At 62.9% G+C, this 24,523-nt stretch carries 25 protein-coding genes; 10 read left to right on the forward strand and 15 right to left on the reverse strand.

All coding sequences use genetic code 11. The features are described from left to right. Window positions 1-77: 77 nt before the first annotated feature. From Q9Q94_RS02510 to Q9Q94_RS02540, 7 genes are read right to left on the reverse strand one after another with little or no spacing between them, the layout of a single operon-like run. Entirely contained in the window at window positions 78-1,178 is a 1,101-nt protein-coding gene (locus tag Q9Q94_RS02510; protein ID WP_305978440.1) for a glycosyltransferase, read from the reverse strand. Continuing rightward, complete coding sequence (locus Q9Q94_RS02515) at window positions 1,175-1,735, reverse strand: glycosyltransferase family A protein (RefSeq protein WP_305978441.1); 561 nt, start codon at window positions 1,733-1,735, stop codon at window positions 1,175-1,177. The genes Q9Q94_RS02510 and Q9Q94_RS02515 overlap by 4 nt, the downstream gene beginning before the upstream one ends. Beyond that, window positions 1,732-2,691 carry a glycosyltransferase gene (locus Q9Q94_RS02520; protein WP_305978442.1) on the reverse strand — a complete coding sequence of 320 codons (960 nt, stop codon included), beginning with the start codon at window positions 2,689-2,691 and terminating at the stop codon, window positions 1,732-1,734. The genes Q9Q94_RS02515 and Q9Q94_RS02520 overlap by 4 nt, the downstream gene beginning before the upstream one ends. After that, a complete protein-coding gene (locus tag Q9Q94_RS02525) occupies window positions 2,688-3,629 on the reverse strand; it encodes a class I SAM-dependent methyltransferase (protein ID WP_305978443.1) in 942 nt (313 codons plus the stop codon). Before Q9Q94_RS02525 ends, Q9Q94_RS02520 begins: the two co-directional genes overlap by 4 nt. Beyond that, window positions 3,626-4,906, reverse strand: a complete 1,281-nt coding sequence (locus Q9Q94_RS02530) for a lipid II flippase MurJ (RefSeq protein ID WP_305978444.1) — start codon at window positions 4,904-4,906, stop codon at window positions 3,626-3,628. The genes Q9Q94_RS02525 and Q9Q94_RS02530 overlap by 4 nt, the downstream gene beginning before the upstream one ends. A 5-nt stretch (window positions 4,907-4,911) precedes the next feature. Beyond that, a complete protein-coding gene (locus Q9Q94_RS02535; RefSeq protein WP_305978445.1) occupies window positions 4,912-5,925 on the reverse strand; it encodes an NAD-dependent epimerase in 1,014 nt (337 codons plus the stop codon). A 54-nt stretch (window positions 5,926-5,979) separates the two neighbouring features. Then, the gene (locus tag Q9Q94_RS02540; protein ID WP_305978446.1) at window positions 5,980-6,732 is read right to left on the reverse strand and encodes a glycosyltransferase family 2 protein; all 753 of its coding nucleotides are present in this window, start codon (window positions 6,730-6,732) and stop codon (window positions 5,980-5,982) included. A 65-nt stretch (window positions 6,733-6,797) separates the two neighbouring features. Here Q9Q94_RS02540 and waaC point away from each other — a divergent pair, with 65 nt between their 5' ends. Together waaC and waaA are read left to right on the forward strand one after the other, a co-directional pair. Next, window positions 6,798-7,766 carry a lipopolysaccharide heptosyltransferase I gene (gene waaC, locus Q9Q94_RS02545; RefSeq protein ID WP_305978447.1) on the forward strand — a complete coding sequence of 323 codons (969 nt, stop codon included), beginning with the start codon at window positions 6,798-6,800 and terminating at the stop codon, window positions 7,764-7,766. Continuing rightward, window positions 7,763-9,037 carry a lipid IV(A) 3-deoxy-D-manno-octulosonic acid transferase gene (gene waaA / locus Q9Q94_RS02550; protein ID WP_305978448.1) on the forward strand — a complete coding sequence of 425 codons (1,275 nt, stop codon included), beginning with the start codon at window positions 7,763-7,765 and terminating at the stop codon, window positions 9,035-9,037. Before waaC ends, waaA begins: the two co-directional genes overlap by 4 nt. Window positions 9,038-9,210: 173 nt before the next feature. Here waaA and Q9Q94_RS02555 read toward each other — a convergent pair whose 3' ends face one another. From Q9Q94_RS02555 to Q9Q94_RS02580, 6 genes are read right to left on the reverse strand one after another with little or no spacing between them, the layout of a single operon-like run. After that, a complete protein-coding gene (locus Q9Q94_RS02555) occupies window positions 9,211-10,521 on the reverse strand; it encodes a TolC family outer membrane protein (RefSeq protein WP_305978449.1) in 1,311 nt (436 codons plus the stop codon). A gap of 20 nt (window positions 10,522-10,541) precedes the next feature. After that, the gene (locus Q9Q94_RS02560) at window positions 10,542-10,865 is read right to left on the reverse strand and encodes a rhodanese-like domain-containing protein (protein WP_305978450.1); all 324 of its coding nucleotides are present in this window, start codon (window positions 10,863-10,865) and stop codon (window positions 10,542-10,544) included. A gap of 11 nt (window positions 10,866-10,876) precedes the next feature. Next, on the reverse strand, window positions 10,877-11,524 hold the full coding sequence (locus Q9Q94_RS02565; RefSeq protein ID WP_305978451.1) for a protein-L-isoaspartate O-methyltransferase: 648 nt from the start codon (window positions 11,522-11,524) through the stop codon (window positions 10,877-10,879). A 36-nt stretch (window positions 11,525-11,560) separates the two neighbouring features. Beyond that, window positions 11,561-14,701 carry an efflux RND transporter permease subunit gene (locus Q9Q94_RS02570; RefSeq protein ID WP_305978452.1) on the reverse strand — a complete coding sequence of 1,047 codons (3,141 nt, stop codon included), beginning with the start codon at window positions 14,699-14,701 and terminating at the stop codon, window positions 11,561-11,563. Continuing rightward, window positions 14,698-15,792 carry an efflux RND transporter periplasmic adaptor subunit gene (locus Q9Q94_RS02575; protein ID WP_305978453.1) on the reverse strand — a complete coding sequence of 365 codons (1,095 nt, stop codon included), beginning with the start codon at window positions 15,790-15,792 and terminating at the stop codon, window positions 14,698-14,700. Before Q9Q94_RS02575 ends, Q9Q94_RS02570 begins: the two co-directional genes overlap by 4 nt. Next, window positions 15,789-16,442, reverse strand: a complete 654-nt coding sequence (locus tag Q9Q94_RS02580) for a TetR/AcrR family transcriptional regulator (RefSeq protein WP_305978454.1) — start codon at window positions 16,440-16,442, stop codon at window positions 15,789-15,791. The genes Q9Q94_RS02575 and Q9Q94_RS02580 overlap by 4 nt, the downstream gene beginning before the upstream one ends. Before the next feature lie 158 nt (window positions 16,443-16,600). Here Q9Q94_RS02580 and Q9Q94_RS02585 point away from each other — a divergent pair, with 158 nt between their 5' ends. The 5 genes from Q9Q94_RS02585 to Q9Q94_RS02605 all read left to right on the forward strand — a co-directional run bounded on the left by Q9Q94_RS02585 (window position 16,601) and on the right by Q9Q94_RS02605 (window position 20,434). Continuing rightward, entirely contained in the window at window positions 16,601-16,837 is a 237-nt protein-coding gene (locus tag Q9Q94_RS02585; RefSeq protein ID WP_305978455.1) for a FeoA family protein, read from the forward strand. Continuing rightward, entirely contained in the window at window positions 16,830-18,680 is a 1,851-nt protein-coding gene (locus Q9Q94_RS02590; protein ID WP_305978456.1) for a ferrous iron transporter B, read from the forward strand. Before Q9Q94_RS02585 ends, Q9Q94_RS02590 begins: the two co-directional genes overlap by 8 nt. Continuing rightward, window positions 18,677-18,961 carry a DUF6587 family protein gene (locus tag Q9Q94_RS02595; RefSeq protein WP_305978457.1) on the forward strand — a complete coding sequence of 95 codons (285 nt, stop codon included), beginning with the start codon at window positions 18,677-18,679 and terminating at the stop codon, window positions 18,959-18,961. Before Q9Q94_RS02590 ends, Q9Q94_RS02595 begins: the two co-directional genes overlap by 4 nt. A gap of 124 nt (window positions 18,962-19,085) precedes the next feature. After that, on the forward strand, window positions 19,086-19,613 hold the full coding sequence (locus Q9Q94_RS02600) for a hypothetical protein (protein ID WP_305978458.1): 528 nt from the start codon (window positions 19,086-19,088) through the stop codon (window positions 19,611-19,613). Between the two features lie 200 nt (window positions 19,614-19,813). After that, window positions 19,814-20,434: a LysE family translocator gene (locus Q9Q94_RS02605; protein WP_305978459.1), complete on the forward strand. Its 621-nt coding sequence runs from the start codon at window positions 19,814-19,816 to the stop codon at window positions 20,432-20,434. Window positions 20,435-20,440: 6 nt separating this feature from the next. Here the strand turns inward: Q9Q94_RS02605 and Q9Q94_RS02610 are convergent, their stop codons facing one another. Both Q9Q94_RS02610 and Q9Q94_RS02615 read right to left on the reverse strand, forming a co-directional pair. Continuing rightward, window positions 20,441-20,836, reverse strand: a complete 396-nt coding sequence (locus Q9Q94_RS02610; protein ID WP_305978460.1) for a membrane lipoprotein lipid attachment site-containing protein — start codon at window positions 20,834-20,836, stop codon at window positions 20,441-20,443. A gap of 136 nt (window positions 20,837-20,972) precedes the next feature. Beyond that, window positions 20,973-21,299: a multidrug efflux SMR transporter gene (locus Q9Q94_RS02615; RefSeq protein ID WP_305978461.1), complete on the reverse strand. Its 327-nt coding sequence runs from the start codon at window positions 21,297-21,299 to the stop codon at window positions 20,973-20,975. Between the two features lie 231 nt (window positions 21,300-21,530). Between Q9Q94_RS02615 and Q9Q94_RS02620 the strand changes: the two genes are divergently transcribed. The 3 genes from Q9Q94_RS02620 to Q9Q94_RS02630 all read left to right on the forward strand — a co-directional run bounded on the left by Q9Q94_RS02620 (window position 21,531) and on the right by Q9Q94_RS02630 (window position 24,269). Continuing rightward, on the forward strand, window positions 21,531-21,905 hold the full coding sequence (locus Q9Q94_RS02620; protein WP_305978462.1) for a YggL family protein: 375 nt from the start codon (window positions 21,531-21,533) through the stop codon (window positions 21,903-21,905). A gap of 165 nt (window positions 21,906-22,070) precedes the next feature. After that, a complete protein-coding gene (locus tag Q9Q94_RS02625) occupies window positions 22,071-22,784 on the forward strand; it encodes a YebC/PmpR family DNA-binding transcriptional regulator (protein WP_305978463.1) in 714 nt (237 codons plus the stop codon). A gap of 138 nt (window positions 22,785-22,922) precedes the next feature. Then, on the forward strand, window positions 22,923-24,269 hold the full coding sequence (locus Q9Q94_RS02630; protein ID WP_305978464.1) for an esterase-like activity of phytase family protein: 1,347 nt from the start codon (window positions 22,923-22,925) through the stop codon (window positions 24,267-24,269). Window positions 24,270-24,523: the final 254 nt, after the last annotated feature.

Below are 24,523 nucleotides of genomic sequence, written 5' to 3' on the forward strand. Positions count from 1 at the left end.
ATTGCTGAAGATCCTTGTCCCGCGAGGCTCTTCAGGCAGTCTGCACGCCATTTTCCGCCTAACTCCGATTCCGCTTCTCATTGCCCCCCCGCCGCCAGCAACAATTCCTCGTACTGTCCCACAATAGCCTCGACCGCATACGGCGCCACCACCTCCGCCGGTACTCGCGCCGGACCACGTACTGCCCACTGTCGCAGCGCATCCGCCAGAGCTTCTGCGCTGACCTCGCCTGCGATCTCGCAGCCCGGTACGCCCGTCAGCGCCTCGCGCACGCCACCCGGGCACGGTAGGGCGACCACAGGCGTGCCGGACGCCAGCGCTTCCAGCACCACATTCGAGAACCCTTCGTAGCGAGAACTCAGCACAAAACCATCCGCCGCCGCGAACCATGCATACGGGTTCGCCTGAAAACCGCGCAGACAAATGCGCTCACCCTGCCCGGCAGCGTCGATCTGCGTCTGCAGCGCCGCACGCTCCGGCCCCTCACCCAAGATATCGAGCTGCACATCCAGCGCCGGGCATTGAGCCAACGCCGCCACGAGCAGATCAAAACCTTTCTGCGCCACCAGCCGACCAGCCGCCACCAAGCGCAAACGCCCCGCCACACGCGCTGCGAACTCGGCAGGCAAAGGCTCTGCACAACGCGCCCGAATCACCGCCAATGCTAGTGGATTACGGATCACCCGGGTCTTGTCCGGCGGAAAACCAAAACGCCCAACCAGATCATCGCGCATGTCGAAAGACTGGCACACCAGCCGGTCAACACGCCGATAGGCATGCCGGTACAGCAGCGCCCACAGGCGCGGGCGGCGGAATTCGCGCAGGTATTCACTGACCACCATCGTCTCGCGCGCCACATGGCGCACCCCACACGGAAACAGGCTGCGCACCAGACTCAACGCCAAATTCAGGTGGCCCAGGGTCGAGAAGAGCAGATCCGGCCGCCGCGCCCACAGCAGGCGAATGATCTTGGGCAAAGCGGCCAGCACCCGCGTACATCCCAGATCAATCAGTTCCACATCCGCCGGCACCGCATCGCGGTACGCCGCATTGCGCATATCAACCACGGCCAGCACCGGCCTGATGCGCGCGCGATCAAAATGCTGCAGCAAGGTCAACATCACCCGCTCGGCCCCGCCGCCGTGCAGCGACGGAATCACGAACAGCACGGTCTTCACGCCGCGCCTCCGCAACACGCCCGGTCACGCCAGGCCAGCGCGGCGCCCACAGGGAAACACAGTGCACACAACGTCCACGCAGCGATGCCTTGCGGCCAGAGCAGTGCGACGCCACGTGCGGCGAGATCATGCAGACTGAAGCGCCCCCAGTTAATTGCCATCCGCACGAACCACTGCGGCGCGAAACGAAACCAGCCGAAATCATCCGATAGAGCCTGACGCGCCCAGCAAGCCAGCCCTGCAGCATTGCGCCGCGCATCGGGCAGACAAGCGTCGTCGCTGTCGAGCGTCAGAAACAGCTCGCCACGCGCCTCGGCTGCGCCGCGATTCATCGCGGTTTTCTTGTGGCCGTTCTTCTGCCAGACGTAATGTATCGAAAAACCTGCTTCAGACTGCCAGCGAGCAACAAGCTCACGTGTGTCATCCGTCGAGCCATCATCAACGATCAGCCATTCGAAGTCGCGGCAGGTCTGGGCACAGAGGCTGTCATACAGCACAGCGGCACGGTTGTAGGTCGGAGTAAACACCGTAAACAAAGACCGATGGGATCCGTTCATGCCCGACCTTCCCCTGCCGGATGACGCCAGCGATAGTAACCAAGAAGGCTCGCAACTACCCGCAAAGTTGCCGGCAGATACAAGACCCAAGCCAGCATCCGGACGCCAAATGTTGCCCACGCCCTGCACAAGAGCTCCGGCACGGCAAGCGCGCCTTCGCGCGAACAGGCCACACACACCGCAGACAGACCATGCGCCTCGCAGCACAGGCGCAACCAAGCTACACGCCACACCGCCATGCCCGCAGCACGCGCCGCGTCGGCAATCGCCGCCCAAATCCGCAAATTGTCGAGCTGCTGAGTGAGCTTGGCCGTGGCCGTGGTATTACCGCCATGCTGGCGCCAGACGCCAACACAGCGATCAAGCAGTACCACACTTCCCTGCGTCGCCAGTCGATAGAGCGACTCCCAGTCCGAACTGATCGCAGGGGAGCGATAGAAATCAAGGGCCAGCGCCCGCTTGCGGTCGTACACCACCCCCATGTGCATAAGCTGCTGCGCAGCAGGTAATTCGGCCAGCAGCCTCAAGCCACTCAAGCACCGTACACTACCCGTCACGCCAAAATCCTTTCCGCCCTCATCGGTAGCAGCATGCCCGGCAACCAGCACGCACTCCGGATCCCGGGCAATAAAGGACATGGCCTCCGTAATGAAGCCGGGGTCACGGAAATAATCGTCACCATCGAGATTGACGACATAATCCCCGCCAGCCAGTTCGTGGAGCAAGCGACGGTAATTCCCCACCCGCCCGAGATTGCACTCATTCCGGACAACCCTCAGGCGCGCATCGGTGAAACGCGCCAGCCGCGCAACGGTATCGTCCGGCGACGCATCGTCACACACGATCACTTCAAGATTCGGCCAGGTCTGTGCCAGCGCCGATTCGACCGCCTGCTCGACGAATCCCGCCTGCGCGTAGGTGGGAATCATGACGGTCACGAGGGGACGTGCGCTCATTTTTCAGCCGCTCGCGCCCAGACAGTCATGCGCCCCGTCTGGCCAAACAGTGCCAGCAGACAGGCCAATGGATGCAGCAACAGAGACAGGCGGCTGGCGCAGAAGCGCTCGATCAGGCGGGCAAACCGACTCAGGCCTTTATCATGCGCGGCATACGCGAGACTGAGCAACAGATTGGTCAGCAGGCGTTGATGCAGGATGCGCTCGACGCGCCAGCCCGCCTTTTCCAGCAAGGCGGTCATCGTTTCAGGCGTGAAGTGATAGAGGTGTGTCGGCAGCTGCAAGGCATACCAGCGATCCTTGAACACACGGAATTCCAGTGCGCCGGCATTCGGCACCGAGAGAGCCAGGTGTGCGCCGGGTTGCGACCACTCCCGCAACTTCTGCAGACAGGCCAACGGATCGTGCAGGTGCTCGATCACCATCCAGGCCACGATCAGGTCAAAGCGCTCGGCAGGTGTCGGTGCGTCCTCCAAACTGCCAGCATGGACCTCGAAACCACCTGCCCGCGCCGCCGCCGCGGCGGACGCGGAGAACTCAATCCCCTGCACGGACCAGTCCTGATCGGCCATTTTCCGGAGAAAACGCCCCGAAGCACACCCCACCTCAAGCATCCTGCCTGGTGGCAGAGTTGGCACCCGTTCACCATTGTGTTCAAGCAGGCGAATCAGCGCCCGTTTGCACCAAGAACGCTGGCGCGGCGCCACGATCCGCGTACCCACGTAAGGACCATAGTCATCTGGATAGAACAACCCAATGCTCTCCGGCACTGGGCGCGGATTCGTGCGGAGCAGCCCGCAGCAGTGGCATTGCACGACATCAAAAATCCCCGCGCGGCCGGTCAACCGATCCGCCCCGGAAAACAGACGTTGATCCGCACGCACGCAGCCCATCGGACAAGCACAATCTTCGAGAACGACTTCCTGCTCAGCACTCATTTGCGCCCCCTGCCCAGACATACCCATCCCTGCAACACCACAACCACCCCGTACATCACAGCCGAAGACAAGACCACGCCACGCACGCCGAGCCAATCAACCAGCGCCAGGTACGCCAGACACTTGGCTACGATGGCCGCTGCGGTGATGGCTACGATGACGCCATGCTGCTGCCTTGCAGCCAGCACCATCGAAAAAAAGGTCGACAGGAAGTACACCGGCAATTGCAGCAGACTCCAGCGCAGCACTTCACTGACCTGCCGGGTATCCTGCGCCGAAAAAGCCCCTCGTTCAAAAAGCACCTGCACGCCCACAGGCGCGAACAGCGCAGCCAGCAACGCCAGCAACGCGCCAGCCGCAACGATCATCGCGGTCCAGCGCAGCAGCCCGCCACGCAAATCACCCCCGCCTGCCACCATGGCGGACAACACTGGCAGGCTGGCCCGTCCAAGGCTGGTTGCCCCCAAGCCGAGAATCAACGCCATGATCCGGCTGGCATACCCCAAGGTAGAAATCGCCCCCTCACCCAAAGAGCCACAGAAGAACTGATCGAGCATCGGCAACAGGGCGGTAAGAGCCTGCCCGAAGATCATGATCCCCAGGCCACGGCGAAAATCCACCCAGAGGGGGGCGCGCAGAGACAAACGCGGCCTTGCGAGGCCAGCACCACGCCCAAGCAATACCGAAAAAAAGACGGTCTGACACACAAAACCTGCAATTGTCCCCCAAACCAGCACCTCCACCCGCGATCCGGCCACAAGCAAGGCAAGCAGCAACAGCAGCGAAGGCACCGCTTCCAGCAGGGTATTCAGGTGTCGTCCAGCAGCCAGCATCCAGGATGCCAGCAAACTCGACACCAGACCGAAAGGCACGACGAGTGCCAGAGTACGAAGCATCTCCTGGCCCATCAGCCCCCCTTGGCCTTTCACCAGCACAGGCAGCAGCGGCGCACACAAAACAACACCGGCACCGATAAGCAAACCCGCCAGCAAGGTCCAGCCTAGAAGCTCCCCGTGAAACCGGCGCAGATCGGCTTCAGGCGCCCCTTGCGCCCGCGCCGCCAGCGGCACCAGAACCAGACTCACAACCCCCAGCGCCAGCGCCACCGGATAGTTCACGACATTGAAGGCTACCAGATAGCCATCGACCACCGGCCCCGTGCCAAACCCGGCAGCGACGGCCATCTCTTTGAAAGCCCCGGCAAGCTTGGCGAGGAATACAAAACCGCTCACCCACAGCATGCCGCGCAGAATGCTGCGACCCGGACTGGTTTTCACCCCGGTCATGCCGACAGCTTGAAATACCCGCGATACCACTCAACAAAACGCTTCACGCCTTCCGGCAGTGGCGTACCCGGTGTGAAGCCGGTCCAGGCGGTCAGTGCGCTTACGTCTGACGAGGTGACCGGCACGTCGCCCGGCTGCATGGGCTGGAAATCCTTCTCGGCGGTCTTGCCGGTAGCGGCTTCGATGGCTGCGATGAAGTCCATCAGCGGCACCGGATCCTGATTGCCGATGTTGAAGACGCGATAGGGCGCGCGGCTCGTTGCCGGATTCGGGTTGCGGCCGTCGTAGGCGGCGTCCGGTTCAGCCGGGCGGTCCAGCGTGCGCAGCACACCCTGCACGATGTCGTCGATATAGGTGAAGTCGCGCAGCATCTTGCCGTGGTTGAAGACCTTGATCGGGCGATCTTCGAGGATGGCGCTGGTGAACAACCAGGGCGCCATGTCCGGCCGCCCCCAGGGCCCGTACACGGTAAAGAAGCGCAGGCCGGTGGTCGGGATACCGTACAGATGGCTGTAGGTGTGCGCCATCAGCTCATTGGCTTTCTTGGTCGCCGCATACAGGCTCACCGGATGATCCACCGGGTCCTGCTCGGAAAACGGTGTCTTCTCGTTGCCGCCGTACACACTGGAGCTGGAGGCATACACCAGATGCTGCACGGCGTTGTGGCGGCAGCCTTCGAGGACGTTCACAAAACCGACGAGATTCGAATCCACGTAGGCATGCGGATTCTGCAGCGAATAGCGTACTCCGGCCTGCGCCGCCAGATGCACCACGCGCTCGAACTTCTCATCAGCAAACAGTTTCGCCATGCCTTCGCGGTCCGCCAGATCAAGCTGAATGAAGCGGAAGTTGGCGAAGGGTGCCAACTGGGCAAGGCGATCCCGCTTGATCTGCGGATCGTAGTAATCATTGAGATTATCGATGCCGACCACCTCGTCGCCACGCTGCAGGAGCAGGAGCGAGGTGTGCATACCGATGAAACCGGCCGCACCGGTTACCAGAATTTTCATGGGAGCAGACTTTCTCGGGTCACCGCGACGCGGTGAAGAATGACAAGGCGCGCATCAACGCCTTGAAAACTCGATCATTTTCGCATACTTGGCGAAGCTGTTGAAACAGCCGATCAGGATGTGGATCAGGCCGGGCAGGCCATCCAGAAAGCCTGCGCGCAAGCAGTAAAACTTGATGAAGCGAAAGAAGGGACTGAGCAAAAGCTTGCCGAAGGGGGCCTGCACGCCTTCGGCAATCAGCGCCTTCGCGGCCAGGGTGGTGTAGCGGTTCTGTTTGGCCAGATAGGTCTCGATGTTGTCTTCGGAATGGTGCAGCAGATCACCCTGCAAGCGCCCGACGATACCGAGGGTTATGACCTTTTCGTGCACGAGGTCGTCAGACCAGCGCGCCTGGCGCCGGTCGAACAGGCGCAGGGACAGATCCGGATAGCCTTCGCCGTGCTTCAGATAACGACCGAGAAAACGATTGCAGCGCGGAAATTCGTAGAACTGGAAGCTCGGCTGGATCAAGACAGTGTCGATGCTGGCGCGCAACTCGCCGGACACGATCTCGTCAGAGTCGATGCACAGCACCCAGTCATGCGCCGCCTGCTCGATGGCGAACTGTTTCTGCGGGCCAAAACCGCGCCAAGGCTCTACGACAAGCTTGGCGCCAAATTCCTGCAGCAGTTCCTGCGTGCCATCGGTGCTGCCCGAGTCGACCGCCACGATTTCGTCGCAGAAACTCAGGGACTCCAGCGTCGCACGCAGCGAGTTCACACAATTCAGGGTGATCAGAACGGCCGACAACGGCAGGCGTGCAGTCATGAAGGAGGCCAAGGGTTACAATCCGGCCCACATTCTAAGCCAGACCCGGCCGATCTCCTCATCGCATGCGTTCCATCCTGCTCGTCAAAACCTCTTCGCTCGGCGACGTGATCCACAACCTGCCGGTCGTCAGCGATCTGCGCCGCATCTGGCCGAACATTGCAATTGACTGGGTGGTGGAAGAGAACTTCGCCGAGATTCCGCGCCTGCATCCGGGCGTACGCACCGTGTTCCCAGTGGCGATCCGGCGCTGGCGCAAGGCGCTCGGGCAGAAGTCGACCTGGCAGGAAATCGCCGCCTTCCGCCGCGCGGTGCGGGCCAACTGCTACGACATCGTGCTCGACACGCAAGGGCTGGTGAAAAGCGGCGTGCTGACCTGGCTGGCCGATGGCCTGCGCTGCGGCTACAGCCGCGAAGTGGCACGCGAACCGCTGGCCGCGCTGTTCTACGACTGCAAATACGCCATCCCGCCGAATGCCCACGCGGTGGAGCGCAACCGCTGGCTCTCTGCAGCAGCATGCGAATACGAGCAGCCTGCCGCCTTGCGCTACGGCATCCATGCCCCGCAAACCGCGCCCGGCGCGGCTCTCCAGACACCCTACTGTGTATTGCTGACGGCCACCAGCCGCGACGACAAACTGTGGCCGGAGGAGCACTGGCAGGCGCTGGGCGGCCTGCTTGCCGCCCAAGGTCTGCGCTGCGTGCTGCCCGCCGGTTCGCCACGCGAACGCGAACGCGCCACGCGCATCGCCAGCACGATCCCCGGCGCCGAAGTCGCGCCACCCTCCTCACTCAACGCGTTGGCGAGCTTGCTGGCGGGTGCTGCCGGCGTGGTCGGCGTGGATACCGGCCTGACGCATCTGGCCGCCGCACTGGATCGCCCGGTGGTGGCACTGTACGTCGCGACCGAGCCTGGCCTGACGGGCGTATTCGCCGGGCCGCAAGCCGTCAATCTGGGTGGCAAGGGGCAGATTCCCGCACCCGATACCGTGCTCGCCGGCCTGCAAGCGCTGCTCGCGAAAGCGAAGTCATGAATCGCCTGCTCTATTCCGTGCTGTGGCACCTCGGCCTGCCCCTGATCGGCCTGCGCCTGCTCTACCGGGCGCGCAAGCAGCCGGAATATCTGCAACATCTGGCCGAACGTTTCGGTGCCGCGCCGCTGGCCGGAACTGACGCAAATGCACGCCCGCGCATCTGGCTGCACGCCGTGTCGGTCGGCGAAACCCGCGCCGCCCAGCCGCTGGTGAAGGCGCTGCTCGCGGCCTATCCGCAGCACGAAATCCTGCTCACGCACATGACGCCGACCGGCCGCGCCACCAGCGAGGAGCTGTTCGGCAAGGAGCCGCGCGTCACGCGCTGCTATCTGCCCTACGACTTCCCGTGGGCGCAGCGCCGCTTCCTCGCCCGCGCCAAACCACTGCTCGGCGTCGTGATGGAAACCGAGGTCTGGCCGAACCTGATGGCCGCCACCGAGCGGCTCAAGATCCCAATGCTGCTGGTGAATGCCCGCCTCTCGGCCCGCTCGGCGCGCGGTTATCAGAAGCTGGGCCGCCTCGCCCGCGATACCTTCGGCCGCTTCGCCAAGGTGCTGGCACAAACGCAGGACGACGCTGAGCGCCTCGTCGCCTGCGGCGCAAAGACAATCGAAGTCAGCGGCAACGTGAAATTCGATGTGGAGCTGGCGCCGGCCCTGCTCGCGCTGGGCGAGCAATTCAAGGCGGCAGCAAACGGGCGGCCGATCATCCTGGCCGCGAGCACCCGCGAAGGTGAGGAAGAGCCGCTGCTGGCGGCCTTCTCCAGGCATGCCCCAGCGGAAGCCTTGCTGGTGCTGGTTCCGCGCCACCCCCAGCGTTTTGATGCCGTCGCGGCAATGGTTTCCGCGCAGGGTCTCGCCAGCACGAGGCGCAGCGCCGGTCTGCAGCCGATCTCGGCGGACACCCGCGTCTGGCTGGGCGACTCGATGGGCGAGATGGTGGCCTACTACCGCATGGCCGACGTGGCGATCATCGGCGGCAGCTGGCAGCCGCTGGGCGGGCAGAACCTGATCGAAGCCTGTGCCGCCGGTACGCCGGTGCTGGTCGGCCCGCATACCTTCAACTTCACCGAAGCCGCCGCCAAGGCCATCGAGGCGGGAGCCGCCCTGCGCTGTACCGATCTGGATGCGGCGCTGGCGAGCTGCGTGCAGCTGCTCGACGATGCTGCCGCCCGCCAGACGATGGGGCGTACGGGCAAGCACTTCGCCGACAGCAACCGCGGCGCCACGGCCCGCACGGTGCAGGCGATCAGCCAGGCACTTCCAGCCTGACGCCTCCTGAAGAGCCGCCTGTGGCGGACTTCTTCAAGCCCCCTGCCTGAAAAACCGCACGCAACGGTCATCTTCAGCCCCTCTATCGCAAGATCCGCTCCCGTGGCCGGTCTTCAAGAGCATGAAAAAGGGCGCTTGCCGCGCCCTTTTTTCTGTGCAACTCATTCCGCCGCTCAGTGATCCAGCAAGGCGTTGATTTCTTCCAGATCCTTCAGCGACAGCACACCCACTGCCTGCTTGAGCTTCACCTGCGCGAGGATCGTGTCGTAGCGTGCCTTGGCCAGCTTCTGCGACGCATCCGCCAGTTTCGACTGAGCATCAAGCACGTCCTTGTTGATCTTCACACCCACCTGGTAACCGAGCTTGTTGGATTCGAGCGAGCTGGTGGTCGAGGCCACCGCCGCCTCATAACCCTTGACCTGGGCAACTCCGCTGGTCACCCCGAGATAGGACTGGCGTGCCAGCTGGGCTGCCGTGCGGCGCACGGTTTCGGCGTCATCCTTGGCTTTTTCCGACAAGGCCAGCGACTCACGCACCTTCGACTGGGTGCCGCCACCGGCAAACAGCGGCAGCGTGGCCTGCACACCGACTTGCCAGTTGCGGGACAGGGATTCGGACTGCGACGAAGTCGAAGCCGTCGAGTGCGTGCGCGAGAGGGAACCCACTGCATCGACCGTCGGCAAGTGGGCGGCCCGGCTACGCTGTACTTCGCGCGCGGCGATTTCGCGATTGATTTCCTGCGCCTGCACATCCGGATTGTCCTTCCCGGCGGCCTGCGCCCATTGCTCGGCATCCGCCGGTTGCGGCAGGGCCAGGGTCACGCCCTGGCGCAGACGGGCAAGCTCGGGCGGCTCCTTGTTGATCAGCACGCGCAAGGCTTCGCGCTTGACGTTCACGTCGTTCCTGGCCGCGATTTCCTGGGCCGAAGCCAGGTCATACTGGGCCTGCGCGTCATTCACGTCCGTCACGGTGACGGTACCGACCTCAAAACTCTTCTTCGAGAGCTGAAGCTGCTCGCTGGCGGCCGTCTTGAGCTGGCTCACGGTATTGAGCGCATCCTGCGCGTTGAGCAGATCGAAATAGGCTTGCGTCGAGCGCTGGATCAGATCCATCTGCGCGGCAGCGTACTGTGCCTCGGCCAGACTGACCTGCAATTCCCCCTGCTTGAGCGCAATCCAGCTCTGCGGGCGGAACAGCGGCTGGGTCAGCTGCAGCGTGACGACGTTGGTGTTGTAGCCATACTCGCGCACCGCAGCCAGACTGGCATCAAGATTGGTATAGGTGCTCGACCCCGTCAGGCTCAGGGTCGGCAGCAGCGCAGCGCGCGCCTGCGGGTATTTCTCGCGCCCCGCCTCCAGGGCCATGCGGGCGCTGGCAAATCTGGTGTCACTCGAGGTGGCATCACGATAGATATCCAGCAGATCCGCTGCCTGCACAGCACCGGCGGCACACGCCGCCACCAGAACCACAACTGCACGTTTCATTTACTTCTCCTGATGAATCTCTAGTACGTCGGCATTGACGGATCGATTTGCCTGGCCCAGGCATCCACGCCACCACTCAAGTTATACACTTTTTCAAACCCCTGTTGCGCCAGGTAAGCCGCCGCGCGTTGGCTGCGCACACCGTGATGGCAGATGCACACGATTTCACGCTCGCGATCCAGCGTCGCACTCTGCGCCGGCACATACGCCAGCGGCACCAGCACGGCGCCTTCGAGCGCACAGAACTCATGCTCCCAAGGCTCCCGCACATCCAGCAAGAGCGGCGCCGGCCGGGCCGGATCGGCTAGCCAGGCCTGCAACTCCACGACACTCAAACTATTCATCAAGCCTGCGCTCACAGCCTGAACTGCGTTGCCCGTGCCAGCCGGAGTGGCGGCACCACGGTTTCAAACACATCCCTCTCACGGTATCCGTTACTCACCCGCGTAAGCATGCGCGCCTTCATCACCGTCCCGGTGCCCACAAAGGCAAACACCCGGCCACCCATCTTGAGCTGCTCCAGCCAGACCTGCGGAATATGCTCGACCGACCCCGAAGCCAGAATCAGATCATAGGGAGCACATTCAGGCTCGCCCGCAGCGCCGTCGGCGTCTTCCACCAGCACATTGTCCACACCCGCCCGGTCCAGATTGATCCGCGCTTGCGTGGCCAGCGTCGGCTCGATCTCCAGCGAGCGCACCAGCGCCCCACGTGCCGCCAGCAAGGCGGCCATGAATCCGGAGCCAGTGCCGATCTCCAGTACGTTCTCGCCGCGCCTGATCTGCAGCGCCTGCAGGACCCTTGCTTCGTTTTTCGGCTCCAGCATGAATTGCCCTTTGCCTATCGGCAGTGCCAGATCGGCAAAGGCGAGCGCCTGCAGCGCCGGGGGCACGAAACGTTCACGCCGCACCGCCGCCAGCGCTTCCAGCGTGCCCGGCTCCAGCACGCCACAGGTGCGGATCTGCTGCTCGATCATGTTGAAGCGGGCTTGCTCGATATCCATTTTCTTGTCCTCAGCTCCCGGCAGGGGTGTCCGATTCTAACCGCTTCGGCCGACGACCGGCGTGCGATACCAGGCGGCATAGAGCGCCGGCAGGAACAGCAAGGTCAGCACGGTCGCAATCAACAATCCGCCCATGATCGCCACCGCCATGGGGCCGAAGAAAGCCGAACGCGACAGCGGAATCATTGCCAGGATGGCCGCTGCTGCCGTCAGCATGATCGGGCGGAAACGCCGCACGGTCGCCTCGATGATGGCCTTGACGGGCTCCACGCCGGCTTTCTCGTCCTGATCGATCTGATCAATGAGAATGACCGAATTGCGCATGATCATGCCCGACAGGGCGATCGTGCCGAGCATCGCGACAAAACCGAAAGGCTGGGCAAACACCAGCAGGGCAAGCGTCACCCCGATCATGCCGAGCGGCGCCGTCAGCACCACCATGATGACCCGCGAGAAACTCTGCAGCTGCAGCATCAGGATGGTCAGAACAACCAGAATGAACAGGGGCACACCTGCCGCCACCGAAGTCCCTCCCTTGGCACTCTCCTCCACCGAACCACCGACGGCCAGGTGGTAGCCCAGCGGCAAACTCTGCTCGATCTGTGCGATCTGTGGTGCCAGCGCCTTGACGACCTCGGAGGGCTGTACCGAGCCATACAGGCTGGCGCGCACCGTGACGGTGGGCACCCGGTTACGCCGCCAGATCAGGCCCGGCTCGAAGTCATAGACCAGGGTAGCGATCTGCGACAACGCTACCCCGCGTCCGTTACCGATGGCGATGTTCATCTCGGACAGGCGATCAATACTCATATCGCTACGCCGGCCACGCAGATACACCTCGATGGTTTCAGTGCCCTCGCGGAACTGGGTGACGGAGCCCCCATTCAGCGCGGTCGCGAGAAAGTTCTGCACCTCCTGCCGCGACAAACCGGCAATCCGGGCCTTCTCGGTATCGATCCGGATACGCACGACCTTCGAGGCCTCATCCCAGTCTTTCTGCACGTTTGCCAGATGGACGTTGCCCCGCATCAGCACCGCAATCCGGTCCGCAATCTGCTGGATCTGCCCCTCATCCGGGCCACTCACCCGGTACTGCACCGGGAAGCCCACTGGCGGGCCATTCTCAAGCCGGTTGATCGAGGCGCGCAACTCCGGAAAGTCGGTCTGGAACAGCTGGATCAGGCGATTGCGCAATGCCTCGCGCTCCGGAGAGCCCTTGGTCAGGATCACGAACTGGGCGAAGTTGGCCTGCGGCAGTTGCTGATCCAGCGGCAGGTAGAAGCGCGGGCTGCCACCGCCCACATAGGCTACATAGTTTTCGATACCGTCCTGCCTGGCGAGATATTGTTCGACCCGCTTCACCGAACGTTCCACCGCGCTGACCGATGCTCCCTGCTGCAGACGCAGATCAACCAGCAATTCAGGACGGACCGAATCAGGGAAAAACTGCTGCGGCACGAAACGGAAACCCCATATCGACACGGCAAAACTCGCCAGCGTGGCGCCGATGACCAGCCAGCGATGTCGCACGCACCAAGCCACTGCGCGCCGGAAATGATCGTAGAACGGAGTGGAGTAAATCGCCGCCTCGGCATGCACATGCGTCGAGCGCTCGATCAGACGTACCGCCAGACGTGGCGCTATCTTCGCCAGCACGCGGACCAGCAGACTGGTCTTGCCGGAGCGTTTGCTGAAATCAGGCAGCAGGTAGTAGCCAATGAAAGGCACGAACAATACCGCAGCCACCCAGGACACCAGCAGCGCAATCACCGTCACTTCAAAGATCGAGCGCGTGTATTCGCCAGTCGACGAAGCCGCGGTAGCAATTGGCAGAAAACCCGCCGCCGTAACCAGCGTGCCAGAAAGCATCGGCATCGATGTCGAGGTATACGCAAACGCGGCGGCGCGCGCACGCTCCCAGCCCTGCTCCATCTTGGTCGCCATCATTTCGACCGCAATGATGGCATCATCCACCAGCAAGCCGAGTGCAAGGATCAGGGCCCCCAGCGAAATCTTGTGCAGCCCGACGTTGAACAGGTACATGAACAGGAAAGTGATCGCCAGCACCACCGGGATCGAGATCGCCACCACCACACCGGTACGGAACCCCAGTGACAGCAGGCTGACCGCCAGCACGATCACCACTGCCTCGGTCAGCGAATGCACAAAATCCTGCACCGACGCCGTCACCGCTTGCGGCTGGTTGGCGACCCGTTCCATTTTCACGCCCAACGGCAACTGTGCATCAATACGCCGGGTCACCCGATCCAGGTGTTTGCCCAGAGCGATGATGTCGCCTCCTTCGCGCATCGAGATGCCGATCCCCAGCGCCTCATGACCCTGAAACCGCATCTTCGTTGCCGGTGGATCGATATAGCCGCGCTTGATTTCTGCTACATCTCCCAGGCGGATGGTGCGGCCTCCGGCGCGGATGGGCAGCGCGCGGATCGCTTCAAGATCACCGAATTCGCCGGCCGGGCGCAGATAGATGCGTTCGTCCGCAAGTTCGAAATACCCACTGGAAACCTTGGAATTCTGCTCGGCGATGGCGGCCATGAGGACTTTCGGATCGATCCCCAGAGCGGCCATCTGCATCGGTGAAAATTCGGCGTAAACGCGCTGCTCCTGCTCGCCGAAAAACTCAACCTTGGCCACATCCGGCACATTCAGGAATTCCTGGCGGATGGCTTCGGCATAGCGTTTGAGTTCAGTATAGGAAAGACCATCCCCGGTCAAAGCGAAGATGTTGCCGAAGGTGTCGCCGAACTCGTCATTGAAGTACGGGCCATTCACGCCGCTCGGCAGGCTCTGTCGGCTGTCACCGATTTTCTTGCGCACCTGATACCAGATGTCTTTCATCTGGCTGGAGTGCAATGAATCACGCGCTACCACAATGATCTGCGAATACCCCGGGCGCGAAAAACTGCGCAGGGTCTCGATCTCGTTCATTTCACGCAGCTTTTTTTCAAGCTTATCGGTGACCTGCAACTCCACCTCGCGGGCGGTCGCCCCCGGCCAGTTGGCCGTCACCACCATGACCTTGAACGTAAAGGGCGGGTCTTCACTCTGCCCGAGGCGCGTGTAGGCGCCCATGCCAATCAGGGTGAGCACCAGCATCATGAACAGCACGAGTTGCGGGTGACGCAAGCCCCAATCCGAGAGGTTGAACTTTTTCATCGCTTCGCATCCAGAACGACCGGCGCCGTCTGTTCAACGGGATTGACCTTCTGCCCGGCACTCAATGTATGTGCCCCCACGGTCACGATGCGCTCGCCGATATTCAGACCGCTGCGCAGCACGACCACCTCATCGCGATAGCTCTCCACTTCGACCTGACGCGCCTGCACCACATTGTCGCCCCCCACGATCCAGACCTGCGCCTTGTCATCCCCGCCACGCACCACGGCAGCCTGCGGCACGCGCACGGCACTGGCCGCGCTAGGCTGCACAAAACCCACAGCGGCTGTAGCCCCCAGGCTCAGCGTCTCATCTGCCGCAGGCACACTGACCCGGGCGGCATATGTGCGGGTGCTTGTATCGGCACTGGCTGCGATCTCGCGCAATACCCCCGGGTAGGTCTTGCTCATGTCTCCCCATACTTGCACCAGCGCCTGCTGTCCCGGCTTGAACTGGCGTGCGCGCGATTCCGGAATCCAGGTAAGCACTTCACGCTGGGCCGGATCGGCTATCCGCACGATCAGCTGTCCCGCAGTCACCACCTGACCAACCTCTACCGGCAGCGACGTGACGACACCATCACGCCCGGCCAGCAAGGTGGCATAGCCCACTTGATTGTCCGACACGCTGTTTTGCGCCTGCGCCTGCCGGAGCTTCGCCTGCGCCGCCTCGAACTGGGTACGCCGGCTATCCACCGCACTGCCACTGAGAAACTTCTGGGCAAACAGGTTCTGGGCTCGTTCGTACTCGGCCTTCGCCAATGCCAGATCGGCCTGTGCAGCGGCCACTTGCGCCACGGCGCTGGAGGCACTCAACCGGACATCCTGAGCATCCAGCCGCGCAAGCACCTGTCCCTTGCGAACCGTATCCCCCAGATTGACCTGACGTTCAATCAGCTTGCCCCCGATCCGGAAGCCCAGATCTGCCTCATAACGCGAGCGGACTTCACCGGAGTACGCCAGAAGATTGCCGTCGGCACCATCCTTGACCGTCATGACCACGGCCGGCCGTGGCGCAGCAACCGGTGCTTCGGTCTTGTGGCAGGCCAGCAGGACAAGGGAACTCCCCAGAGCAAGCATGACTGTTTTCATTCGACATTCCTTCCGCCGGCCGGTACGGCCAGCAAACCACGCATGAACATATCCAGATGCGTCTGGACGAAAATTTCAGGATCAATCTGGCGGTCATCACAGCACGCAAGCGTCTGCCGCCACATGCAACTGAACATCAATGGCGCAATTGCCAGATGACATATCACCAGTGGGTTGCAGGGGCGGAAGACCCCCGCCTGGATACCCCGCTCCAGTACTGCAATGAACAAGGCACGGCCGCGCTCCACCACATTCTCGTGATAGAAGGCCGCAACCTCCGGGAAGTTGCCCGCCTCAGCCATCACCAGCTTGGGAATTCCGGCCAGCCGCGCATCGCCCAGGACCTGCCAGTAGCGACGCAACAGCTCTCGCAAGAGTTGCGCCGGGTCACTGTCAGCCGCCTCGGCCAAAGCCTCGCCCGCAGCAAGATGCGGTACCACCGCCTCCTGCACAACAGCCCGGAACAACGCTTGCTTACTCTCGTAATAGAGAAATACGGTGCCTTTGGAAACACCGGCACGCTGAGCGATTTCGTCCATGCGGGTGGCCGCAAAACCTTTCTCGACAAAGACGTCGAGCGCAGCCGCCAGCAACTCTGCAGGACGTGCATCCTTGCGGCGCTGACGGGGTGCTGACGGGGGAGCGGGCATGGGCGAAACGTCCTGTGTAGCAAAGGCTACAAATAATAACTAACCGGTCAGTAATTATCGACGGAGAAACAGATTTTCGCAAACACATGAGAAATCCCTCTTCACAAAACAGTCATTGAGAAGTATTCTCATCTGCAACAACCATCAGGCGCTGCATCATGCATCTTTCCGATCTTCCTCTGGGCACCCGTGCCACCGTTGTTGCGGTCAGCAACCTGACCGAGCCGGATCCCATTGCCTCCCGCTTGCGTGACCTCGGCTTTGTCGCTGGCGAGCCCGTTAGTCTGGTCGCGCTGGGGCCGTTCGGAGCGGATCCGATCCTGGTGCAGATCGGTTTTACGCGCTTTGCGCTGCGCCGCAGCGAAGCAGCCCGGATCGAGGTACAACATGTCTGAAGCCGTTCTCGCCCTGCCCAAATCGATCGCGCTGGTCGGCAACCCGAATTGCGGCAAGACCGCCCTGTTCAATCGCCTGACCGGCAGTCGCCAGAAGGTCGCAAACTACGCAGGCGTCACGGTCGAGCGCAAGGAAGGAAGGCTGGAATTGCCGTCCGGCCGAAAAATCCGCATTCTCGATCTTCCCGGCGCCTACAGTCTGAATGCCACCAGCCCGGATGAAGCCGTCACGCGTGATGTCTGCCTTGGTCTGCATCCCGATGAACGCCAGCCGGATCTTCTGCTGTGCGTGGCAGACGCCACCAACCTGCGCCTGCACCTGCGCTTCGTTCTCGAGCTCAAGCGTCTTGGCCGACCGATGGTGCTGGCCCTGAACATGGCCGATGCCGCCCGTAAACGCGGCATCACGATTAATGCCAAAGTGCTGGAGCAGGAACTCGGATTCCCGGTCGTCGAGACCATCGCCGTACGCCGCGAAGGCGCCGCTGCACTGATCGCCGCACTGGACGCACAGCACCCCATCACGCCGCCGGCTTCTTCTGCCGCGGAAACGGATCTGCACGCCGAAGCACGCCACCTGCTTGCCCGCGCCGTGCACATGCCGGATCCAACCAGTCCGCTGGATGCGGCAATTGACCGCTGGGTACTGCATCCGGTTATGGGGCTGATGATCCTTGCGGTCGTGATGCTGCTGGTATTCCAGTCAGTCTATGCGTGGGCCGGACCGTTTTCCGACGGCATAGAGTCCGGCATCGGCTGGCTCGGACAAAGCCTCGCTGGCCAGTTGCCGGAGGGCCTGCTGCGCAGCCTGCTGGTCGACGGCATCATCGCCGGAGTCGGCGGGGTGCTGGTCTTCCTGCCGCAGATCCTGATCCTGTTCTTCTTCATTCTCGTGCTCGAAGAGTCAGGCTATCTACCGCGCGCAGCCTTCCTGCTGGATCGCTTCATGGTTGGCGCAGGTCTGTCCGGACGCGCTTTCATCCCGATGCTGTCCAGTTTCGCCTGTGCGATCCCCGGCATCATGGCGGCACGCAGCATTCCGAACCAGCGCGACCGCTTCCTGACTATCCTGGTCGCGCCGATGATGACCTGCTCGGCCCGTTTGCCCGTGTATGCCCTGCTCATCGGCGCATTCATTCCGGATCGCACGATCGGCGGCATGTTCAATCTGCAGGGCCTCACGCTCTTCATCCTGTACATGGCCGGCATCCTCGGCGCCTTGAGCGTGGCCTGGATCGCCCGCTTCTTCGGCCGTCACAACGAAGAACAGGCGCTGATGCTGGAAATTCCGGCCTGGCGTCTGCCCAACCCGCTTGACGTGCTGATCGGCCTGAAAGAGCGCGGCATGATCTTCCTGAGCCGTGCCGGCACCCTGATTCTCGCCCTCTCCGTGCTGCTCTGGGTGTTGTCCACCTTCCCGACGCCCCCTGCCGACTGGACCCGCCCGGCCATCGAGTACAGCTTCGCCGGCCACATCGGACACGCGCTGGCCGTGATCTTCGAACCGATCGGCTTCAACTGGCAGATCTGCGTCGCGTTGATTCCCGGCCTTGCCGCTCGCGAAGTCGCCGTGGCAGGGCTGGCCTCGGTCTATGCCATCAGCGCACCGGAAGGTCAGGCCGAACAGCTGCTTTCTGCCGCACTCGCCAGCCAGTGGTCGCTGGCTACCGCTCTCTCGCTGCTCGCCTGGTACGTGTTTGCACCGCAGTGTCTGGCGACCCTGTCCGTCGTCCGCCGCGAAACCAACTCCTGGCGCGCCACCGCTTTCTGGGCCGCGCTGCTCGTCGGGCTGGCCTATCTGGCCTCCCTGATCGTGTATCGCCTGACGCTGATTCTGGCATGAGCACCTACGCCTTCATCGAACCCGTGCTGGTCGGCCTGATCATCGCCGCCAGCATCGGTTTTGCCCTGCGCCGTGCCGCTCCGCGTCTGTTCGCGCGCCTCGGCAATCGCCTGCAGGCAACCCTCCTGCCTGCCTGGTTCAAGACGCTGGGCGGCAAGCTTCTCGGCGATCCGGCCAGCTGCTCCAGCGGCTGCGGCAGCTGCAACAGCTGTGGCCCAAGCTCCGCCAAAGACAGCCAGGTTGTTGTTCTGCACCGCAACAAGCCCGTCAGGCCGGTCTGACACGCTGCGCTCGTAACAAATTACTACCGTTCCCGCCCCTTTCGATCTCAACCCATCCGCCTTCCGGCCGTTAACAGACTCAAGCGCAGGTGATTGGCCACCTGCCGGCATCGGGAGCACGGCAATGAGACTCTGGAATGGCATCGTGATGTACGCACCGCGTTCGCCGGACTATTACGCCCTGCCCGACACGGAGCACTGCATCTTCCGCCTGATGCACAAGTACGGCGATGCTCAGGCCTGGAACCTGTACTGGCTGAGCCAGCCACAGACTGATCTGATCCCCCTGCATCGCAATGACTGGCACAGTCACTACCAATCCTTCAGCGGCGCCCAGACCCGCGCGTTCTACGAAGCGCTGGATACTGCCGTCGTCAACCGGATGACCCTGGCCAGCATCATGAGCGGCCCGCCCCGCGAAGCGATCCGTCTGTTGCGCGAAGCCCGTCTGGAACGCACGCGTTTCTACGCGATGATGGGCGGCGAAGAATGGCGCAGCCTGATGCTGGGGCGCCTGTTCCTCGCGGAACGCCTCAACGTCACCCGCCCGCCCAAGGAAGAAACCGGCGATGTCGTCGTTGCCGATTTCATCCTGCATCGCTACGCCCGCCTGGGCAGCCACGACTACAAGCACATCAAGCGGCCCGCCTGATGAACCGCCAACGGAATCCGGGAAGCCCCATCAGGGGCTTCTTTTTTATTTATGCATGCCGGAGAACCGCTTCTGACGACGCTTTGCAAGCAGGCATCGCGCCCAGGCTCACCCCATGCGGCTGTGCAAGCAGGACGCCCTGAAATGTAGTCAAGCGGCGCGGACTGGAGCATGATCCGGCAGGCAAGGAGAGTGAGCCCATGTTCCAGATCCACAACTACCTCAGTTTCATCGCCGCCATACTCGTCTTCCAGCTCATTCCCGGGCCGGGCACCATCGCCATCCTGAATGCCACGGCACGCAACGGTATCCGCGCCGGCTTTGGCGCGGTATTTGGCACCCTGCTCGGAGACATGGTGTTCATGCTCGCCGCCGTTGCCGGGCTGGCCGCCGTGATGAACGCCAATCCGATCCTGTTTCAGGCCCTGCAAGCCTTCGGTGCCGCCTATCTGGTGTGGATGGGCGTGCAGTTGCTGCGCGCCCGGATCGACGAAACGGCACAGAAAGCCGAGCCCCTCCGCTCCGCCTGGATATATTTCCGCCAAGGCTTCGCCGTGAGCCTCACCAACCCGAAAGTCGTGTTGTTTTTCGTCGCCTTCTTCCCGTTGTTCCTGCGTCCGGATTCGCCCGCCAGCACGCTCGCAGCGATGATGGCTCACGTCACCCTGATCAGCCTGGCCTACCAGAGCCTGCTGGTGCTGGCTGGCAACGCAATCGCCGGGCGGCTGCGCAGCTGGCCGTTTGCCCGCCGGCTGGCAACCCGCTTCGCCGGGCTGGCACTGATCGGCTTCGGACTCAAACTGGCGGCCAGCAACCGCTAGGCCACGCTACTTCAGCGCCGGCGTCAGCACGCGATAGCCGGCCAGCACCGGCTCCTGATTCTCGTCCGCACGAATCACGAACTCTTCGGTAGCCAGGCCGTTGGCGTAGTTCGACGTATAGGTCAGAGTCACCAGCCGGCCGGCCACCTTCGTTGCCGTGCGTTCCGCGCCCTTCACCTCGCCCAGCGTCCGCCGCACTGCCTGCAGGTAACGCACGAATTCCTGCTGTGACTGGCTGCGCTTCAGCTCACCTGCTGCGCGGCTGTAAATGCCGTCGAAATCCCCGTCGATCAACGCCATGTGAAACTGCGGAACGGCCTGCTCGGCCAGATCCGGGTCGGCCGGTTTGCTGCACCCGGCCAGCGCCAACAGCGCGAGCGTCACCACGATGATCCTGCGCATCCCCGTCTCCTCTTCCGGCTTGCCGGCAAATGTCCGGCGCCTGTTGTCACGCGCATCTTCGCACAGGCGGATCGGGCGCGCGCCGGGCGGTTCAGGCGGTCGTCACTCGGGTGGTCGTCACTCGGGTGGTCGTCACTCAGGTGGTTGTCAGTTTCATGCCCACCACACCGATGATCACCAGCGCCATCGAGGCGATCTGGCCGGCATTGAGGTTGTCGCCAAAATATACGGCGCCGAAGATTGCCACACCCACCGCGCCCAGACCGGTCCATACGGCATAGGCCACGCCGACGGGAATCCCGCGCATGGCGAAGGACAGCAGCGTCATGTTCACTGCGGTCAGGCAGACGGACGCAGCGATCGGCCACCACTGGCCGGGCTGCTGCTGAATGAGTTTGAGGCTCATGGCCCAGAGGATTTCCGTGACGACGGCCACGGCGAGGACCAGCCAATAGCTGAACATGCATGCTCCTGAAGAGAAAGGCTGGGCTCATGAATCATCAAGCCGCGCCCCCGGAAACCCGCAAGAAGGAAGCGCCGCCCGTGGCGGACAGCCACTCTGGAGGAGGCGCGATTATCCCATGCCGCCCGCAGGCGTGGCGAGCCAGCCGGGCCTCTTCCTGCGCAATTGCCTGAAGGGTGAGGCGGGATGCGTGGCAGAATGCGCAGCAGTCCACCTTCAAGGAAACTCAGCATGTCTCGCCTTCAGCCTACCTCGCGCCGCTGCATCCGCCGCCTCAACACCCGCCAGCGCAAGAAACTCTGTGTTGCCGAGTTCCAGGAACTCGCCTTTGAACTGGCGCTGGAATTCAAGGCCCCGGTGGAAGACGCCGCCTATGAGCAATTCATCCACGCCTTCATTGATTTCACCGAAGCCCGTGGTCTGGCCCTGAGTGCCTTCGGCGGCCGCCTGCCAATCAGCAAGACCGACGGACTGGTGACCGCCCAGCGCGGTTCGACCAGCGAAGAAGACCGCAGCGCACTGGTCGCCTGGCTGCAGGCCCGCGCCGAAATCGCCGCCGTCACCCCCGGCCCGCTGCGCGACGGCTGGTACGGCTGGACGTTTTAACCTCCTCTGTACAGCCGCGCTGCGCCTCGTTCCCGGGGCGGCCTGGCTGTACAGGCAGACGGCAAGCGGCAGCGCGCGGCACATGCCTGAAAAGCCTTGCCGGTAGCGGGTCTTCAGGCCCCCTCTACACACATCTTCAATCATTTACAGCCAGGAGCACGCGTCATGGGCGCACAGTGGAAAGCCAAACACAAGGACATCGCCGCCAACATCAAAGGCAAGGTCTTCGGCAAGCTGGTCAAGGAAATCCTTGTGGCCGCACGCGGCGGCGCCGATCCGTCGATGAACTCGCGTTTGCGCCTAGCGGTTGAGCAGGCCAAGAAGGCCTCGATGCCCAAGGACACGCTGGAGCGCGCGATCAAGCGCGGCGCCGGCCTGACTGACGAACCGGTCAATTTCGAGCACGTCATTTACGAAGGCTTCGCACCGCATCAGGTCGCGGTGATGGTCGAATGCCTCACCGACAACGTGCGCCGCACCGCGCCTGAAATGCGCGTGCTGTTCCGCAAGGGCCAGCTCGGCACCTCCGGCTCCGTCGCTTGGGATTTCGACCATCTCGGCATGATCGAAGCCGCCCCGCTCGCCGCCGGTGCCGACCCCGAAGAGGCCGCCATCGAAGCCGGCGCGCAGGATCTGGAACCCGGCGACGAAGAGGGCACGACCCTCTTCTACACCGACCCGACCGAGCTGGATCTGGTCAGCAAGGCGCTCGGCACTCACGGCTTCAACGTGCTCTCCGCCAAGCTCGGCTACAGGCCGAAGAACCCGGTCAGCGCCGCCAGCCTGAGCCCTGAGGCACTGGAAGAAGTCGAAGCCTTTCTCGCCGCGATTGACGAGAACGATGACGTGCAGAACGTCTACGTCGCCCTGACGGAGTAAGTCCGGCCCGCTTCACATCGGCCACGTCTGCCGGGACGCCGCGCATGGCGTCATCCAGACGACATTATCCGGTCATCTGCGCGTCACGGTCGGCGTCGGAGAATGCGGCTTCCGCATTCTCCGACCCTGCACACCATCATGCGCCCGATCCTGAGCACTCTCTTCGCCTGCCTCTGCGTGGGCAGCGCGGCCCACGCCGCCGACAACGCAGCCTTCCCCGCCACCCTCGCCGGTCATGTCGTGATGCCGGCGCAAGGCTTCATCGCCGCACCCGCAGACGCCCCGGCCGACCTGAAGGTTTCAGGCAAATACACCACCGGCAAACGCGTCGAGCAGGTCGGCAGTATCGAGGGGCTCTCGGCCAACCGCCCGACCGGTCTCTCGCTGCCCTTCAAAGGCCAGCCACTGCAAGGCCACTCCGGCATCAAGCACATGCCGGATGGCAGCTACTGGGTGCTCACCGACAACGGTTTTGGCAGCAAGGCCAACTCGCCCGACAGCATGCTTTACCTGAATCATTACCGCCTCGATTTCGCGCACGGCACAACCCGGCATCTGGGCACCATCTTCCTGCACGATCCGGACAAGAAAGTACCTTTCCGCATCGTGCATGAAGGCACATCGAAGCGTTACCTCACCGGCGCCGATTTCGATACCGAGAGCTTCCAGTTCGCCGGCGGCGCACTGTGGATCGGTGATGAACTCGGCCCCTGGCTGATCAAGGCCGATCTCAAGGGCAAGGTTCTCGGCGTGTTCGAAACCCTGGTCGACGGCAAACCCGTGCGCTCGCCCGACAATCCCTACGTCAGCTCGCCTGCAGCACCGAACGCCAGCGGCGGTTTCGAGATCCGTCGCTCGAAGGGCTTCGAAGGCATGGCCGCCTCGCCCGATGGCAGCAAGCTCTACGCCCTGCTCGAAGGCCCGGTCTGGGACGCCAGCACCAGGGACTTCGAGAAGCTCGACGGCCGCGACACCCTGCGCGTGCTGGAATTCGACGTAGCCGCCCAGAAGTGGACCGGTCGCCACTGGAAATACGTGCTGGAGCAGAACGGGCTGGCCATCGGCGACTTCAACATGATCGACGCCAGCACCGGCCTCATCATCGAGCGCGACAATGGCGAAGGCATGCAGGCCTGCCCGGCCGGCAGCATGGACACCACCCATTGCTTCAAGGATCCGGCGAAATTCAAGCGCGTCTACAAGATCGAGCTGAGCGACGCAAACGCCGGCGGCCCGCTGCGCAAGATCGGCTACATCGATCTCCTGAACATCGCCGATCCGCGCAAGCTCGCCCGCAAGCCGCTGGATAACGGCGCGCTGGCCTTCCCCTTCTTCACCATCGAGAACGTCGACGTCGTCGATGCGGCCCACATCATCGTCGGCAACGACAACAACCTGCCCTTCTCGAGCAGCCGCGAACCGAACAAGGCCGACGACAACGAATTCATCCTGCTCGAAGTCCGCGACTTCCTGCAGGCCCTCTGAGCGAATCGCTGCGCCTGGCGGGGTCGCGCAAGCGGCCCCGTTTTTTTGCCTGCAGCAAACGGCATTCCGGACAGACAGGCTTGACCGGTCTCTCCAGCGCCGTGTCGATACAGCTGCTGCGCGAACCGTGCAAGACCTCCGCAACCCCATCCCGCCGCCTCGCCCGTTTCACCACCGGACCTGTCCGGCTTGACACTCCGCAATCAAGGTCGCATCTTGCAGGACGGTTTTGCCCCGGCGGGGAACTCTGCCCC

It is taken from the genome of Uliginosibacterium sp. 31-16 (genome assembly GCF_030730865.1).
In the GTDB taxonomy this organism is placed as follows: Bacteria; Pseudomonadota; Gammaproteobacteria; order Burkholderiales; family Rhodocyclaceae; genus Uliginosibacterium.